The 14,687-nt window shown below is 64.6% G+C and carries 9 protein-coding genes; 8 read left to right on the top strand and 1 reads right to left on the bottom strand.

Annotated features, from left to right (window positions below; genetic code table 11):
* Nucleotides 1-471: 471 nt before the first annotated feature.
* The 7 genes from AC3WVQ_RS21545 (at nt 472) to AC3WVQ_RS21515 (ending at nt 10,247) form a co-directional block, all read left to right on the top strand.
* A complete protein-coding gene (locus tag AC3WVQ_RS21545; RefSeq protein ID WP_192371944.1) occupies nt 472-1,827 on the top strand; it encodes an ABC transporter substrate-binding protein in 1,356 nt (451 codons plus the stop codon).
* A 2-nt stretch (nt 1,828-1,829) separates the two neighbouring features.
* Nucleotides 1,830-3,731, top strand: a complete 1,902-nt coding sequence (locus tag AC3WVQ_RS21540) for an ATP-binding protein (RefSeq protein ID WP_060529141.1) — start codon at nt 1,830-1,832, stop codon at nt 3,729-3,731.
* A complete protein-coding gene (locus tag AC3WVQ_RS21535) occupies nt 3,728-5,068 on the top strand; it encodes a sigma-54-dependent transcriptional regulator (RefSeq protein ID WP_435383559.1) in 1,341 nt (446 codons plus the stop codon). Before AC3WVQ_RS21540 ends, AC3WVQ_RS21535 begins: the two co-directional genes overlap by 4 nt.
* A 159-nt stretch (nt 5,069-5,227) precedes the next feature.
* Nucleotides 5,228-6,547, top strand: a complete 1,320-nt coding sequence (locus AC3WVQ_RS21530; RefSeq protein ID WP_435383560.1) for an ABC transporter substrate-binding protein — start codon at nt 5,228-5,230, stop codon at nt 6,545-6,547.
* A gap of 124 nt (nt 6,548-6,671) precedes the next feature.
* Nucleotides 6,672-8,381, top strand: a complete 1,710-nt coding sequence (locus AC3WVQ_RS21525; RefSeq protein WP_435383561.1) for an ABC transporter permease — start codon at nt 6,672-6,674, stop codon at nt 8,379-8,381.
* Nucleotides 8,382-8,395: 14 nt separating this feature from the next.
* Nucleotides 8,396-9,496, top strand: a complete 1,101-nt coding sequence (locus AC3WVQ_RS21520; RefSeq protein ID WP_435383562.1) for an ABC transporter ATP-binding protein — start codon at nt 8,396-8,398, stop codon at nt 9,494-9,496.
* An 88-nt stretch (nt 9,497-9,584) separates the two neighbouring features.
* Nucleotides 9,585-10,247: a histidine phosphatase family protein gene (locus AC3WVQ_RS21515; RefSeq protein WP_034790208.1), complete on the top strand. Its 663-nt coding sequence runs from the start codon at nt 9,585-9,587 to the stop codon at nt 10,245-10,247.
* An 88-nt stretch (nt 10,248-10,335) separates the two neighbouring features.
* Here the strand turns inward: AC3WVQ_RS21515 and AC3WVQ_RS21510 are convergent, their stop codons facing one another.
* Nucleotides 10,336-13,635 (bottom strand): autotransporter domain-containing protein, encoded by a 3,300-nt coding sequence (locus AC3WVQ_RS21510; protein WP_435383564.1) that lies wholly within the window; start codon nt 13,633-13,635, stop codon nt 10,336-10,338.
* Nucleotides 13,636-13,883: 248 nt separating this feature from the next.
* Between AC3WVQ_RS21510 and AC3WVQ_RS21505 the strand changes: the two genes are divergently transcribed.
* Nucleotides 13,884-14,666, top strand: coding sequence for a DeoR/GlpR family DNA-binding transcription regulator (locus AC3WVQ_RS21505; RefSeq protein WP_414436881.1), 783 nt, complete (start codon nt 13,884-13,886; stop codon nt 14,664-14,666).
* Nucleotides 14,667-14,687: the final 21 nt, after the last annotated feature.

The following is a 14,687-nucleotide window of genomic DNA, read 5'->3' as shown; positions in this document are numbered from 1 at the left end:
CAGAATGGAATATGCCGTTAAAAGGAACCCAGCTTCCGATGCGGCATCATTGGAGTGACCAAATCCTCCGGAGAGGAAGGGCCAAGGTCAGCGAAACGAAATCCGACCTGGAAAAGACGAAAAGGCGAAAATGCCCTTCCCGGCCCAGTTCAAGACTGCACGCCGCCCCGTAGGGAGAAAGAAAAAGCTGGCATCTTTTGAAACCTCCCTGATTGGTTGCCGGAAGACGACCTATAGGCGAATCGCGCGCAACCGCCAAGTGCAGAAATCTTGCCATGGCGCCAATCGTCGCGGCTGCGACCTGTTTGCAACAGTCTCCGACATGCCTCCCGGGGTTTACGGCGGTGGGCTCTTCGTAGCAGAGTACGCCGCGATCGCCGATCGTGCATGCACGAAACGGCGGCATCTTGGGGAGGGTCCGCGACCACCGGCACCGGCAATGACCGGACGGCGATGCGCGGTGGGAGTGAATTGACAAGGTTCCGGTTCGATATCGTCGCGGCATTGCTGCCGCTGATCACACTTGGCTTCATGGCGTTTGCAGGGCCCGCGCGTGCTGTCGAGAAGCAGGAACTCGTGGTGGTCACCTCCTACCCGCCCTCCTTCTTCGTGCCCTTTCGCGCCGCTTTCGAACGCGCCAATGCCGACATGCGGGTGACGATCGTGCAGCGCAACACGGCGAGCGCCAGCCGCTTCGTCATTGAGAAGGCGGACGTGCCGGCCGACATCTTCTGGGCCTCGGCGGCCGATGCCTTCGAGCTCTTGAAACGCAACGGAAGCCTGCGCCCGATCGCGCCACGCAACACCGGCGCACCGGATCATGTCTTCGGTTATCCCGTGAACGACCCACAGGGCTACTATCTGGGCTTCGCGCTGTCGGGCTACGGCTTCGTCTACAATCCCGCCCATCTCGCCCGGAGCAAACTGCCCGTGCCGGAGGACTGGCAGGATCTGCTGAACCCCGTCTATTCCGGCCAGATCGGCATCACCACGCCTTCCCGCTCGGGCACGACGCACCTGATCGTCGAAGCCTTGCTGCAAACCTACGGCTGGGAGAAAGGTTGGGCGATGCTGTCGCAGCTCGGCGGCAATCTCTCAACGGTTACCGCCCGTAGCTTCGGGGTTGCTTCCGGCGTGGCGCAGCGGCGCTTCAGCATCGGCATCACCATCGATTTCCTCGCCACCTCGCCGGATTTCGCCGGCGCCGGCAATGTCTTCGTCCTGCCGCCCGACACCGTGTTCGTGCCGGCAAGCATCGGCATTCTGTCCCGTGCGCGCAACGTGCCGGGAGCCGAACGCTTCGTCGACTTCGTGCTTTCGGAGGCTGGCCAGAAACTCCTGCTGTCGCCGGCAATCGCCCGTATTCCCGTCAATCCGGCGCTCAACAGCGGCCTACTGCCGCAGGAAGACGGCGAGCGCCTGCTGAAATCCGGCGGCTTCGACGCCGCTCTATCGGCGCGCAGATATGGCCTCGTCAATCTGATTTTCGACGACTATATCGTGCGCCGCCGGGCAACCCTTGCCCGCCTGTGGAAGAGGGCTGCGGATCTGGAGGCGATGAACATCGAAGATGCGCAACGGCTGAGCATGCTGGCTCGGGCGCGGCGGCTGTTGGGTCAGCCTCCGCTTTCGGCAAGCGAAGTCGCCAATGTTGCTGAGGCCCTGCAAGGCGAATGGCCCCGCGGCGTCGCCCGCTCCCCTGCCCACGCAGAACTCGCGAGCCGCCTGCGCGCACTGATCGAACAGAACCTCAACGAGGCGGAGCAGCTGCTGTCCTCGGCGGCGCGATCTGGCGGTCCCGTCAATCTCCATCCGTGGCGGCAGTGACGATGGCGGTTCTCGAAACGACCGCACAGCAGCCGCGCTGGCGCTTCGGCATCGGCGCCCGCCTCGTGCTCGCCTTTGTCGCGATCGTCGGGCTCGCTGTCGGCGCCTGCCTGGTCGGTTGGCTTTCCTACGAGCGGCTGTCGGGCGAACTGTCGCGCATGGCGGATGAGCAGATGCCGCAGCTCGCCTTCGCGTCGCGACTCTCCAAGGCCGGGGCCGACATCGGCTCCGTGACGTCGGTACTTGCCGGCGCCGAAAGCCGCGCCGAGTACAACGAGATCCGCGCCGTCTACGCGACGCGCCTCCAGACCCTTCGCGCCCTGCTCGAAGAAAACACGGCGCAGTCGAGCACGGCGGCGCTGCTGCCGCTCGCCGAGGCCATCGGCACCAATCTGAAAAAGATCGACCTTGCCGCGGGCAAGCGCTTCACGCTGCGCGAGGCGATGCGGTCGGACATCGACGAGTTGCGCTGGGTCCAGGCCGATCTTCTGGAAGAAGCCGATCCGTTGGTCGACGACATCCGCTTCAACATCGAAGCGGAGACCCGCAAGGGTCAGGGTGCGGCCGCACTCGCCGAACAGCACAAGAGCGAAGCGCTGCTGACCGTCGTCTCCCAGGCGAACCTTGCGACAGGCCTGATCGGTCGGCTGGTCAACGCCACGACCGAAGAGGAAATGCAGGAGACCAACGCCTTTCTCGGCGACAGCGCCGACGAACTGGCAAGCCGCATCCGCTCGCTCGACAGCTGGCCCGACAGCATCACCGTTCGGCAGCTTGCCGGGCGCATTCTCGACCAGTCCAACGCCTCGACGGGCATACCCAATCGCAAGCGCTCGGAAATGCTGCAGGCCAGCACACTTGCCGAACTTGCCGGCGAAAACGGCCGGCTCGTCGAGGAGCTTGGCCGCAAGATCGAAACGGAAGTGATCGCGATCGAGGCAAGCGCCGGGGACGCCGCCCGGCGCGCGGCTGCGGCAATCGAGACCGGGCGAAGCCTGCTGGTCGCGATCGCCATTCTCTCGGTGCTCGTCGCAAGCGCGATCGGCTATTTCTACGTCCACCGCAACCTCATTGCCCGTATCCGCCTGCTGGCGACGGCCGCCGGCGCGATCAGCGGGGGCCGGCACTCCACGGCGATCCCGCCGCCCGAGGCCGACGAACTCGGCGACCTCTCGCGTGCGCTCACCCTCTTTCGCCAGACCCGCGACGAGCTGATCCAGTCGGCAAAGCTTGCGGCCCTCGGCCAGATGGCGGCCGGCATCGGCCACGAACTCAATCAGCCTCTAGCCGCCCTTCGCGCCCATATTCACAGCGCCGCCACTCTAATCGGCCGCGGCAAGGGCGAGCAGGCCGTCAACAACCTCGACAAGATGAAGGGGCTGACGGGACGCATGGCAGACCAGATCAGCCATATCCGCCGCTTTGCCCGGCGGCCGGACGCGCAGCTGCGGCCGGTCGATCTCACCGCGGCGGTGCGGGACGCCCTCAGCCTGCTCGAACACCGTTTCGAGGAGGAGAACGTCGCCCTCGATCTTTCGTTGCCGCAGGACAGTTCGGCAATGGTCATGGCCGAACCGGTCCGGCTCGAGCAAGTCGCCGTCAATCTCGTCGGCAACGCGCTCGACGCCGTCGCTGGCCAGCCACTTCGGCGCGTGAGCGTCAGCGTTGAAGTCACCGGCGGCGTCGCCCGGCTGATCGTCGGCGATACCGGGCACGGCATCGCCGCGGAAAACCTGCCAGCCGTGTTCGATCCCTTCTTCACCACCAAGCCGGTAGGCTCGGGGCTCGGTCTCGGCCTGTCGATCTCCTACAACATCGTCAAGGATTTTGGCGGCGACATCACGATCCTCGACACCGGCCCGGCCGGCACACGATTCCTCGTATCCCTGAAAGGCCCGGAATGAGACCGGAAGCGGACATCATCCTGATAGACGACGACGCCAGCGTGCTTGAGGCCTGCTGCCAGGTGTTGGAACTGGAGGACTTCACAGTCTCCCCGCACGGTTCCGTCGTCGCGGCGCTCGCCGGCCTTCGCGCCGACAGCGACACCGTCATCGTCTCGGATGTGCGCATGCCCGATCATGACGGCTTCGACCTGGTCGCCGCCGTGCGCAAGGTCGATCCCGATATCCCGATCGTGCTGATGTCCGGACATGGCGATATCCCGATGGCGCTGCGTGCGATGCGCGAAGGCGCCTGGGATTTCCTGGAGAAGCCAGCCGATCCGGTGCACCTGATCGAAACCGTGCGCCGGGCCCGCGATCACCGTCGCCTGCTGCTGGAAAATCGGCGGCTGCGCCTCTCCGTCGACAAGGACGGCTGGGAGACGCGGCTGATCGGCCATTCGGCGCCGATGGTGGCGCTGCGCGAAAAGCTGCAGCGCATCGCTGCCGCCTCCGCCGACGTGCTGATCATCGGCGATACCGGCACCGGCAAGGAAGTGACCGCAAGGGCGCTGCACGATTTCAGCGGCCGCAAGGGCCGTTTCGTCGCCGTCAACTGCGGCGCCATCCCCGAGACCATGCTCGAATCCGAGCTTTTCGGCCATGAGGCCGGCGCCTTTACCGGCGCGCGCGAAAAGCGCATCGGCAAGATCGAATATGCCGATGGCGGCACGCTGTTTCTCGACGAGATCGAATCGATGCCGATCGCAGCCCAGGTGCGGCTGCTACGCGTCCTGCAGGAGCGCGTCATCGAACGGCTCGGATCGAACGTCGAACTGCCGGTCAACATCTGTGTGGTGGCGGCAACGAAAGCCGACCTGCACGATGCCGCGCGGCGGGGAGAATTCCGCGAAGACCTCGCCTACCGCCTCGACATCGCCCGGGTCGAACTGCCGCCGCTCGCGCGCCGCAAGGGCGATGTCGGCCTCCTGTTCCAGCACTTCCTCAGCCTTGCCGCAAAGCGCCAGGGGCGCACTGCGCCGCCGGTCGGCGTCGATCTGCTGGCCGATCTCAACGCCCGGCCCTGGCCCGGCAACGTGCGTGAACTGCGCAATGTCGCGGAACGCTTCGTGCTCGGGCTCGAAGAGCGCCCGGACACCGAAGCCACGACCGCAGGCGGCGAGACGCTGGAAGCGCAGATGGACCGGATGGAGCGGACCATCATCATCAACAGTCTCGCCAGACATGAGGGCCGCGTGGGTGCGACCGCCGATGCGCTCGGCATTTCCCGCAAGACGCTCTATCTGAAGATGCGCAAGTTCGACATCGACGCCCGGGGCGATGGCGACGAGGGGTAATGTTACCCTTTTGACCCCGCCTTGCCCGCCCCGATGTTACCCTTCTTACCCATCCCGACGTGAAACTGGCTGGTTGTGCGGGGTTTTTCGATCTGGCACGGGCCTTGCTCTCAATAGGACAGCCGCCAAGCACTGGCGGTCTATTGGGAGGAGATACCTATGTTGAAAACCATCGCAGCAGCGATGCTGATGTCGGCTGCCTTTATCGTGACGGCCCACGCCCAGGACGGTGGCAAGGTGACGATCGTCACTTCGTTCTCCAAGGACGTGACCGATCCGTTCAAGGCGGGCTTCGAGGCCGCCAATCCCGGCTTTACCCTCGACGTCCAGAACAAGAGCACCAGCTCGGGCGTGAAATACATCGACGAGACCAAGGTCAACAACCAGGTCGACCTGTTCTGGGCGTCGGCGCCTGACGCCTTCGACAGCCTGAAGAGCAAGGAACTCCTGGCGAAGTTCACCCCGTCGGTGACGGGCCTGCCCGAAAAAGTCGGCTCCTATCCGGTCAACGATCCGGACGGCTTCTATTTCGGCTTTGCCGCGTCGGGGTACGGCATCATGTCGAACGACCGCTACCTGGAAGCCAACAACCTGCCGAAGCCGGCCGAATGGGGCGACCTCGCCAAGCCGGAATACTTTGACCACGTCGCCATCGCCGCCCCGTCGCGCTCCGGCACCACGCACCTGACGATCGAGACGATCCTGCAGGGCGAAGGCTGGGACAAGGGCTGGGGCACGCTCAAGGGCATCGGCGGCAACCTGCAGCAGGTGACCGAGCGCTCCTTCGGCGTTCCGGACGCCGTCAACTCCGGCCAGACCGGCATCGGCATCGTCATCGACTTCTTCGCCTTCTCGGCCCAGGCGAGCGGCTTCCCGGTGAGCTTCGCCTATCCGTCGGTCACGACGGTCGTGCCGGCCAATATCGGCATTGTCGCCAATGCCCCGAACCAGGCCGGCGCCGAGGCCTTCGTCAACTACATCCTGTCGGAGAAGGGCCAGGAAGTCCTGCTCGAGCCGGCGATCCGTCGCCTGCCGATCAACCTGGCGCTCTACGCCAAGGCGCCCGAAGGCTTCCCGAACCCCTTCAAGGATCCGCGCTTCCAGTCGATGATCACCTTTGACAGCGACGTTTCGAAGAAGCGCACGGATGTCGTCGACACGCTGTTCGACCAGCTCATCTCCTTCCAGCTCGAAAACCTGAAGGGCGCCACCCAGGCGATCCATGCGGCCGAAAAGGCGCTTGCTGCCAACGAACAGCCGGCGGCCCGCGCGCTTCTTGACGAAGCCAAGGCCCTGGCTGCCGCCATGCCGATCACGGCGGAGGAGGCAGCCAGCAAGGAAACGCGCGACGCCTTTACCGGCGGCGAGGAGAAGACCGCACGCCAGGCGGAACTGGAGCAGAAGTGGGCCGCCTTCGCGACGGAGAAATATGCCGCCGCCAAGGCCAAGGCTGAAGAAGCCCTGAACCTCGTCGATTAAGCGAGGACAGCGACTGCCTGCCCATCCCGGCGGGCGGTCATGCTCCCAAAAACATCATAGCTTCGCCGACCCTGGCGCGCCTTGCGCGCGCCGGGCTGGCCGAACTCACTCCGGAGTCTGCCCCATGGCACTCGTCGCTTCCGCTCCCATCAGGCCCGCCGCGGCCAAACCAGGCCAGATCCTGGCGGTCTCGGTGATCGCCCTGTTCCTGGCGATTTTCCTGGTCATCCCCGCCGGCACGGTCATCTACACCGCCTTCACCGAGAAGGGCACCGGTGCGCTGACCATCGTCAACTTCATCGACTTCTTCAACACCGACCTCTTCCGCCGGTCCTTCTTCAATTCGGTCTATGTGTCCGGCATGTCGGTCGTCTGGGCGAGCGCCATTGCGCTGCCGCTCGCGGTGCTCACGACCCGCTTCGACTTCCGCGGCTCGCTCATCATCCAGACGCTCGGCTTCGTGCCCCTGATCATGCCGCCCTTCGTCGGCGCGGTGGCGATGCAGCTTCTCTTCGGCCGCAACGGCACGGTGAACCTGCTTCTCAACGACTGGTTCGGCATCCGCATCCCCTTCATGGAGGGGCTGAACGGCGTTATCTTCGTGCAGTCGCTGCACTATTTCCCCTTCATCCTGATCAACCTGTCGACCAGCCTGCGCAATATCGACCGGTCGATGGAGGAAGCTGCCCAGAACCTCGGCTCCTCCGGCTTCCGGCTCTTCCGTCGCATCGTCTTTCCGCTTGCCATGCCCGGCTATCTCGCCGGCGCGTCGCTCGTCTTCGTCAAGGTCTTCGACGATCTGGCGACACCGCTGCTCCTCAACGTCAAGGACATGCTGGCGCCGCAGGCCTATCTCCGCGTCACCTCCGTCGGCCTCACCGACCCGATGGGCTACGTCATCTCGGTGATCCTCATCGCGGTATCGATCTTCGCCATGTGGCTTTCGGCGGTCGCCATGCGCGGCAAGGACTATTCGACCGTGCAGCGTGGCGGCGGCGGCCTTTCCAGGCGCAAGCTCAGCTGCGGCGAAAGCGTCATCGCCTATGGCGTCGTCGCTCTGATCCTTCTCCTGGTGCTCTCGCCACACATCGGCCTGCTGCTGCTCTCCTTCGCAACGGTCTGGTCGTTCAGCCCGCTGCCGGACGCCTATACCGTTGCGCATTACGGCCGCGTCTTCGGCGAAAGCTCGCTCTACATCAAGAACACGCTGATCTACGCCAGCCTTGCCGGCCTGATCGACGTGGTGATCGGCGGCGCCATCGCCTATCTGGTGCTGCGCACCAAGGTCGTCGGCCGTCGCTGGCTCGACTGGGCGGCCACCGCAGCGCTCGCGATCCCCGGCGTCGTGCTCGGCATCGGCTATCTCAGAACCTTCTACGGCATCACGCTGCCCGACGGTACGCCACTCGCAACACTCTGGGTCATGGTGGTTTTGGCGCTTGCCGTCCGCCGCCTGCCCTATGCGCTGCGCGCCTGCTACGCCGCCCTGCAGCAGGTGTCGGAATCGCTTGAAGAAGCGGCTGAAAACCTCGGCGCCACCAAGCAGCGGACCATCCGCCGCATCGTCTTGCCGCTGATGACCGGCGGCCTGCTTGCCGGCTTCGTCACCAGCTTCTCGACGGCCGCCGTCGAGCTCTCGGCGACGCTGATGCTGATCCAGAGCAACTCGGACGCGCCGATCGCCTACGGGCTCTACGTCTTCATGCAATCGCCGGCCGGTCGCGGTCCGGGTGCGGCCCTCGGCGTCATCGCCGTGATCATGGTCGCGCTCTGCACGCTCCTGTCCCACTACGTCATCGAGCGCCGCCAGAAGGCGCTCGGGACGGCAAAATAATTCGGGAGGAAACAATGACAGTGAACATCAACAGCGCCGCACTCGCCGCCGGCCCCGCCAAGGCGATCAGCATCAGTGACGTCAATCTCTACTACGGCGCGCTGCACGTCCTGAAGAACATCAATCTCGAAATACAGCCGGGGGAATTCTTCGCCTTTCTCGGCCCGTCCGGCTGCGGCAAGACCACGCTTTTGCGGTTGATCGCCGGCTTCAACAACGCCCGTCAGGGCAAGGTCGTGATCGGCGGACAGGACGTGCTCGACATGCCCGCATGGAAGCGCGACATCGGCATGGTCTTCCAGTCCTACGCGCTCTGGCCGCACATGACGGTCGCCGCCAATGTCGCCTTCGGCCTTGAAGAACGGCGCCTGCCACGCGCCGAGGTCGACCGTCGGGTCAAGGCGGCGCTGGACCTCGTCGGCCTCAAGCACCTCGCTGATCGCCGCCCGTCGCAACTTTCCGGCGGCCAGCAGCAGCGCGTGGCGCTCGCCCGCACCATCGCGATCGAACCGAAGGTGCTGTTGCTCGACGAGCCGCTGTCCAACCTCGACGCCAAGATGCGTGTCGAAGTCAGGCGCGAACTGCGCGAGTTGCAGCAGCGGCTGCAGCTGACGACGATCTTCGTCACCCACGACCAGGAAGAGGCCAACACCGTCTGCGACCGGATCGCCGTCTTCAACGAGGGCAGCATCCAGCAGGTGGGAACGCCGATGGGGCTCTATGAGAAGCCGGCCAACCTCTTCGTCGCCAACTTCCTCGGCACGGCCAACATCCTCGACGGCAAGGTGGCCGGCAGCGGCGCTGCCAGAAGCTTCGAGGTCGTGGGCGGCGGCTCCATCCCGATCCCTTCGGGGACCGAGGTCCCCGCAGGCGCCAAGCTCGTCTTCCGGCCGCAATATGCGACGATCGGCAGCCTCGAGCCCGGCGCCGTCGCGCTCGAGGGCATCATCGCGCATCGCGAGTTCCTGGGCGCGACCGTGCGCTATGGTGTCAGGATTGGGGCGGCGACGGTGCTGATCGACGCGCCGTTCCATTCCGGCGACGCGCTTCTCGAACCCGGCGCGACGACGACGCTCGGCCTCAAGCCGTCGTCGGCGCAATGGCTCGCCCACTAGAGCATACGACGCGCGTCCGCCGGTCTCGCCGGCGGGCGCCAGCTTCCCCATTTCAAGCAGCGCCAGATCGCTGACACCCGAGTTCCGCATGAAAAGAGATCTTCCAAGCCTCATCCTCATCCGCCACGGCGAAACCCAATGGAACGTCGCCGGCCGCCTGCAGGGCCGCAAGGACACGCCGCTGACCGCCAATGGCGTGCGCCAGGCACTCGCCGTCGGCCTGCGCCTTGCCGAACGGATCGCCGAGGAAGAAAAGAACCTGACCTTCTGGGTGAGCCCGCTCGGCCGCGCCCGCCAGACCGCATCGATCCTCGCCGACACCTGGTCGATCCCCTTCGATCGTTTTGCCGAGGCGGCTGCCCTTGCCGAACGCTCCTATGGCGCCTGGGAGGGGCTGGCCCATGACGAGATCGAGCGCGATCTTGCCGATCAGTACGATGCGCACAGCGCCGACCCGTTCGACTATTCGATGCCGGGCGGCGAAAGCCGGACTGCGCTTTCAGCGCGCCTTCAGGCCTGGCTCGACACGCTCGACCGCGGCCGCCGCCATGTCGTCGTCACCCATAGCGGTTGCCTCAGGGCCCTGCGCGGCATCTACACCGCCGCCTCGCGCGACGAGATTCTTGCCTATCGCGAGCCGCAGACCGCCTCGTTCCTTCTGACCGCAGGTCGCGAGACCATGCTCGACGTGCCCCTCAACATCCTGCGCGCCCTTGGCTGCGATGGCGCAGGAAGGACCGTCTGGATCTGATCGACAAGGCCGCCGCAACCAACCCGAAGAAACGCCGCGCATGAAAACCATGCGCGGCGTTCGATGTTCAGAGCGATGTGTTGCCGCCTCAGAAACTCACCTTCAGCTTGGCGTTGACGCCGTGGTCGGAAACGCCTGAGGCGATCTGGCCGGTGTAGTTGACGCCGAAGGTCGCGGCCGGAGCGATCTTGAAGTCGATGCCCGCTTCGACGAGTGCCGCATCCCGGGCAATCGGCGCACCGCCGACGGTAAAGCCCTGGCCGCCGGCAAAGGCAAGCGTGGAGGTCGGCACGGCATCGCCGAAGGCATGGCGCCAGCCGACGGTGCCGCTCAGAACCGCCGCCGTTTCGCCGAAAGAAACGTCGGTCGAGGTGCGCACGCCAATCGTCGTGAAGGTCGTGTCGTTGGTGTTCGAGCGGCCGGAGAGCGCCGCTGCCCCGCCCTTTTCACGGAAACCGTCCGTATCGAGGTTGAGATAGGCGAGATTGGCGAAGCCTTCGAAATCGAAGCGACCGGCACTCGCGGCATAGCTCGCCTCGCCGAAGATCTGGGCGGTGCGGGCGTCATAGGCCGCCGACAGGCTGTCGTCGAAACCGCCGAAGGACACGCTGCGCGTCGTTTCGATGCGATGCCAGCTATAGGTCGCACCCGCCGTCAGCGACAGCGCGCCAAGCCCGGTCCCGGCATAGGCACCGATGTGGTAGTTGTCGCTGTCCCCGGAGGAATGACGGTCGACCACATCGAAGGACGAGCGGCTGTAGCCGCCGAAGAGACCGGCGCGCCAGTTGTCGCCGACGAGGCCATCGGCGCCCATGAGAAAGCCGCCGACGTTACGCTGGAAGCCCGCCGCATTGCCGTTGCCATCCGTATCGCCCCAGGTGCCGAAGGCCTGGCTCCAGAAGGCGAAGCGGTCCGTATCGGTCGCAACGCTTTCGATGCCGCCTTCGCCATAGGCGAGCACTGGCGTCGCCTTGGTGCTGTCATCGCCGAAAGCCGCGCGGATGCGGTTGGTGGCTGCAGCGTTCAGGAGCAGGCCGTCCTGCAGCAGCATACCCTTGGTCGAGGCATGGATTTCACCCGAGAGCTGGTCGAAGGCAAAACGCGCCTGCGCGCGGTCGAGGTTGGTGAGCGCCGAATAGGCTGCATTGGAGAAGCCGAGGCTTTCAGCGGCGATCGCCGTTGCCCGCTGGTTGGCGGTTTCCGTGACATCCGCGAAGCGGATGTCGTTGCGGCTGAGTGTCAGCGTCACGTTGTTGGCGTCGTAGCCGAGCGTCGGATCGAGGAAGACGAGGCTCGATGCGACGTCGGCAAAGGTACCGGTCACGCCGCCGGCCGCCGTCAGGATCGTGTAGTTGGTCTGCGGCGCATAGCTGCCATTGGCTGCGAGCGCCAGGACAGAGCCGCCGTTGAGCGTCGCCTTGCCTGACGCGACGATCTTGTCGCTCTCGCCCTTGTCGTTGGCCTCGACCTCATAGGTCGAGCCCGCTGCAAAATTGATATCTCCGGCAACGTTGAGCGTGCCGATCGAATTGCCGGGGGCAATCACGCCTCCGTCGGCAATCGTGATGCTGCCGAACGTCCCGATGCCGCCGATGGCGCCGTCCTTTTCGATGGTGAGCCCTGAAGACGAGGCGATCGACCCTTGCACCGAAAGCAGGCCGGACTTGACCACGGTCGCGCCGGTATAGGTGTTCTGGCCGTTAAGCACGAGCGCGCCGGCGCCGAGCTTAGTGAGACCGCCGCTGCCGCTGATCGCCTTGTTGATGGCAACCACGTTGGCGGCGTCCGCCACGTCGAGCGCGCCACCGGCACCTTCGAGAACGATATCGCGGTTGATCTGATGCATGTCGCGACCGGCGATCCTGAGGGCCCCGCCATCGAGCCTCAGCTTGGCCGCAGCGCTGCCAAGCGCAGCGTCCTCTTCGACCACAACGGTACCTCCGTCGGTCACCAGCGTTTCGCCGATGAACGAATGATCGTCGATGCAATAGTCGCGGATCGCCTGCTGGAAGCGCGGATCGCTGCTCTTGCAATCAAGCAGCGTCTTCTTCTCCTGGTCGGTCAGACCGGCCAGAATTGGCAGGCCGTTCTCGTCGGCGATCTGGCCGAGATAGACGTCGTTGCGCATGTTGTTGCGGCTAAGGTTGAAGACCTTGCCCTTCTCGGCGAAGGTCGATGCCTCATCGCCCCAGACGATCCGGGTCCTGGCCGTCGCTGTCGCCGGATCCGTGTAGTTCTGCAGCACCGGACCGACCCAGCGCACCGTGTGCGCAACCGGCTCGTGGTCCGAAAGCGGCGTCTTCGATCCATCCGGATTGGTCACGTAGCTGACGTCGGTGATGACGCCCGAATAGGGATCCTTCGGATCGTCGGCCAGCGTCCACCACTTGCCGAAGGGACGCGACGCCAGGAAGTGATCGATCTTGACCCGGTGCCAGCTTGCCCAGGTGTTGGTGGCGTCTTCGCCGTGCGACGGCCAGGTGACACTGCCGTCGTTCAAGCCATGCGGCGAGAACTGCTCGCGCTCGTTTGGAAGCTGCAAGATCTGGAACTGCTTCTTCAGGATGTTCATCGTCTGCGGCAGGTTGCCGGCAACCGGGTACATCTCGTCGGCAAAGAGGCCAGAGGGAACAGTCGAGCCGTTGATCGCCGAAGCACTCTTGCCCTTCCACGCAACGATATAGGCGTCGAGCTTCTGCTGATCCTTGGCATAGTCGCGCAAGAGGCTCAGATAGAAGCTGTTGCTCGGGCTCTTGACGTAGGTCTTCAGCAGCAATTCCTGCTGGCTGATCGAATGCAGGCCACGTTCCGAGACATCGCCGGCATTGAAATCACCGGTGAGGATGATCGGCCGCGTCTCGGACTTCGCCCATTGATTGATGCCCTTGGCCTCGCTGATGCGGGTCGTCGGCGGGTCGTAATAGTTGAGGTGAGTGGTGCCGACGACCACCTGCGGCTTGCTGACGGTAGGGTCGACCACCGTGTAGGTCACAATGTCGCCGAGTGTGCTGGCGCCGAAGGTGCCGGGGAGACGCGAGAACACGCCGGTATCGCTGTCCTGACGCGTCGCGTAGGTGCCAAGGCCCGCATTCTTCAGGATGCCGGGAATGTCGCGTGCGTAGGTGCTGTTGGCGCGGAACTCCTGGAAGGTCAGGATGTCGTAGTTCCCCTTGATGAAGAAGTCCGACATCACGCTCGGGTTGGCCTTGAAGCGGTCCAGCCAGGTGTTGAGCGTCAGGATCTTCATGCTGTCGTCGGCGGCGCGCGCCTCGGCCGCCGAGAGCGTCAGGCTCGTTCCGCACAGAAGGATCGCCGTCGCCAGGCGCAACGGTTGCGTGAGGCGCGCAAAAGCCCGCACCCCGCGGAGGTGGTGTCCACGTTGTCTCATATCTTGCTCCAATGTCGCGATGCGAACACGCTCCGTCACAAGACCTTCATGGCGATGATGTTGATGAGCGGAAGAGTTCACTGAAATGTACGATTGCGGACATTAAGCGAGTCAAATGTCAGTTTTACAACATTTCATGGGGCGCCATAAAATTTCGCGCGGCCCATAGGTGCTGCGCTGATTTCCTTGGAGATCGGCGTCGGCCCTATGGTAGCAAAGCGTGCTGAGGGGCAATCAGGATGAGGGTGATGGACGATCGGGATATTGCGGATGGGGACAAGAAGACGCGCCGGCAGGCGCAGCTTCTCAGCCACCTCGAGAAGAACCACTATATCTCGATCGAGGAGATCACCGGCCTGTTCGGCGTCACCACCCAGACGGCACGGCGCGATATCATGGCGCTCGAACAGGAGGGCAAGGTACGGCGCCTGCACGGCGGCGCGACCATTGCGACCCCGATTGATCCCAACACCTACCGCCAGCGGCGCATCGACAACGCGGAGGTGAAGGAACGCATCGGGCAACTGACCGCCGAGCTTGTTGCCGACGGCGCTGCCGTCTTCCTCGACACCGGCACGACCTGCGAAGCGGTGGCGCGCGGCCTGCTCAAGCGCCGCGATCTTCGTGTCGTCACCTACAGTCTGCGCGTCGCAACCACGCTCAGCGAAAGCAGCAGCTTTGCCGTCGCGGTGCCCGGCGGCTTCGTGCGGCAAGTGGATGCCGGCGTGTTTCGCGAGGAGACCGCCGACTATATCCGCAAGTTCAAATTCGACGTCGCCATCATCTCGGTCAGCGGCATCGATCAGGACGGCGATATCGGCGACGACGACCATGCCGAAGTCGCCGCCGTCTCGGCCGCGATGCGCCAGGCCGAGCAGGTGATCCTCGCCGTCGACAGCAGCAAGTTTGGCCGGCGTGCGCTGGTGCGTCTGGCTTCGCTTGCCGATATCGATGCGCTCGTAACCAATGAATTGCCGGATGAGCGTCTCGTTTCCCTGCTACGCGAACACGGCGTGAGCATTCATTGCTAGTGCAGGGGCCGAGGCGAACAC

This window comes from Ensifer sp. EB106-05-01-XG146 (assembly GCF_058791875.1).
This window is presented reverse-complemented; position numbering and strand designations above follow the sequence as displayed.

Excerpts from the sequence above, each read along its gene's own strand:
- AC3WVQ_RS21520 (WP_435383562.1), top strand. The coding sequence starts at position 8,396 with ATGACAGTGAACATCAACAGCGCCGCACTCGCCGCCGGCCCCGCCAAG.
- AC3WVQ_RS21535 (WP_435383559.1), top strand. The coding sequence starts at position 3,728 with ATGAGACCGGAAGCGGACATCATCCTGATAGACGACGACGCCAGCGTG.
- AC3WVQ_RS21510 (WP_435383564.1), bottom strand. The coding sequence starts at position 13,635 with ATGAGACAACGTGGACACCACCTCCGCGGGGTGCGGGCTTTTGCGCGC.
- AC3WVQ_RS21515 (WP_034790208.1), top strand. The coding sequence starts at position 9,585 with ATGAAAAGAGATCTTCCAAGCCTCATCCTCATCCGCCACGGCGAAACC.
- AC3WVQ_RS21540 (WP_060529141.1), top strand. The coding sequence starts at position 1,830 with ATGGCGGTTCTCGAAACGACCGCACAGCAGCCGCGCTGGCGCTTCGGC.
- AC3WVQ_RS21505 (WP_414436881.1), top strand. The coding sequence starts at position 13,884 with ATGGACGATCGGGATATTGCGGATGGGGACAAGAAGACGCGCCGGCAG.
- AC3WVQ_RS21530 (WP_435383560.1), top strand. The coding sequence starts at position 5,228 with ATGTTGAAAACCATCGCAGCAGCGATGCTGATGTCGGCTGCCTTTATC.
- AC3WVQ_RS21525 (WP_435383561.1), top strand. The coding sequence starts at position 6,672 with ATGGCACTCGTCGCTTCCGCTCCCATCAGGCCCGCCGCGGCCAAACCA.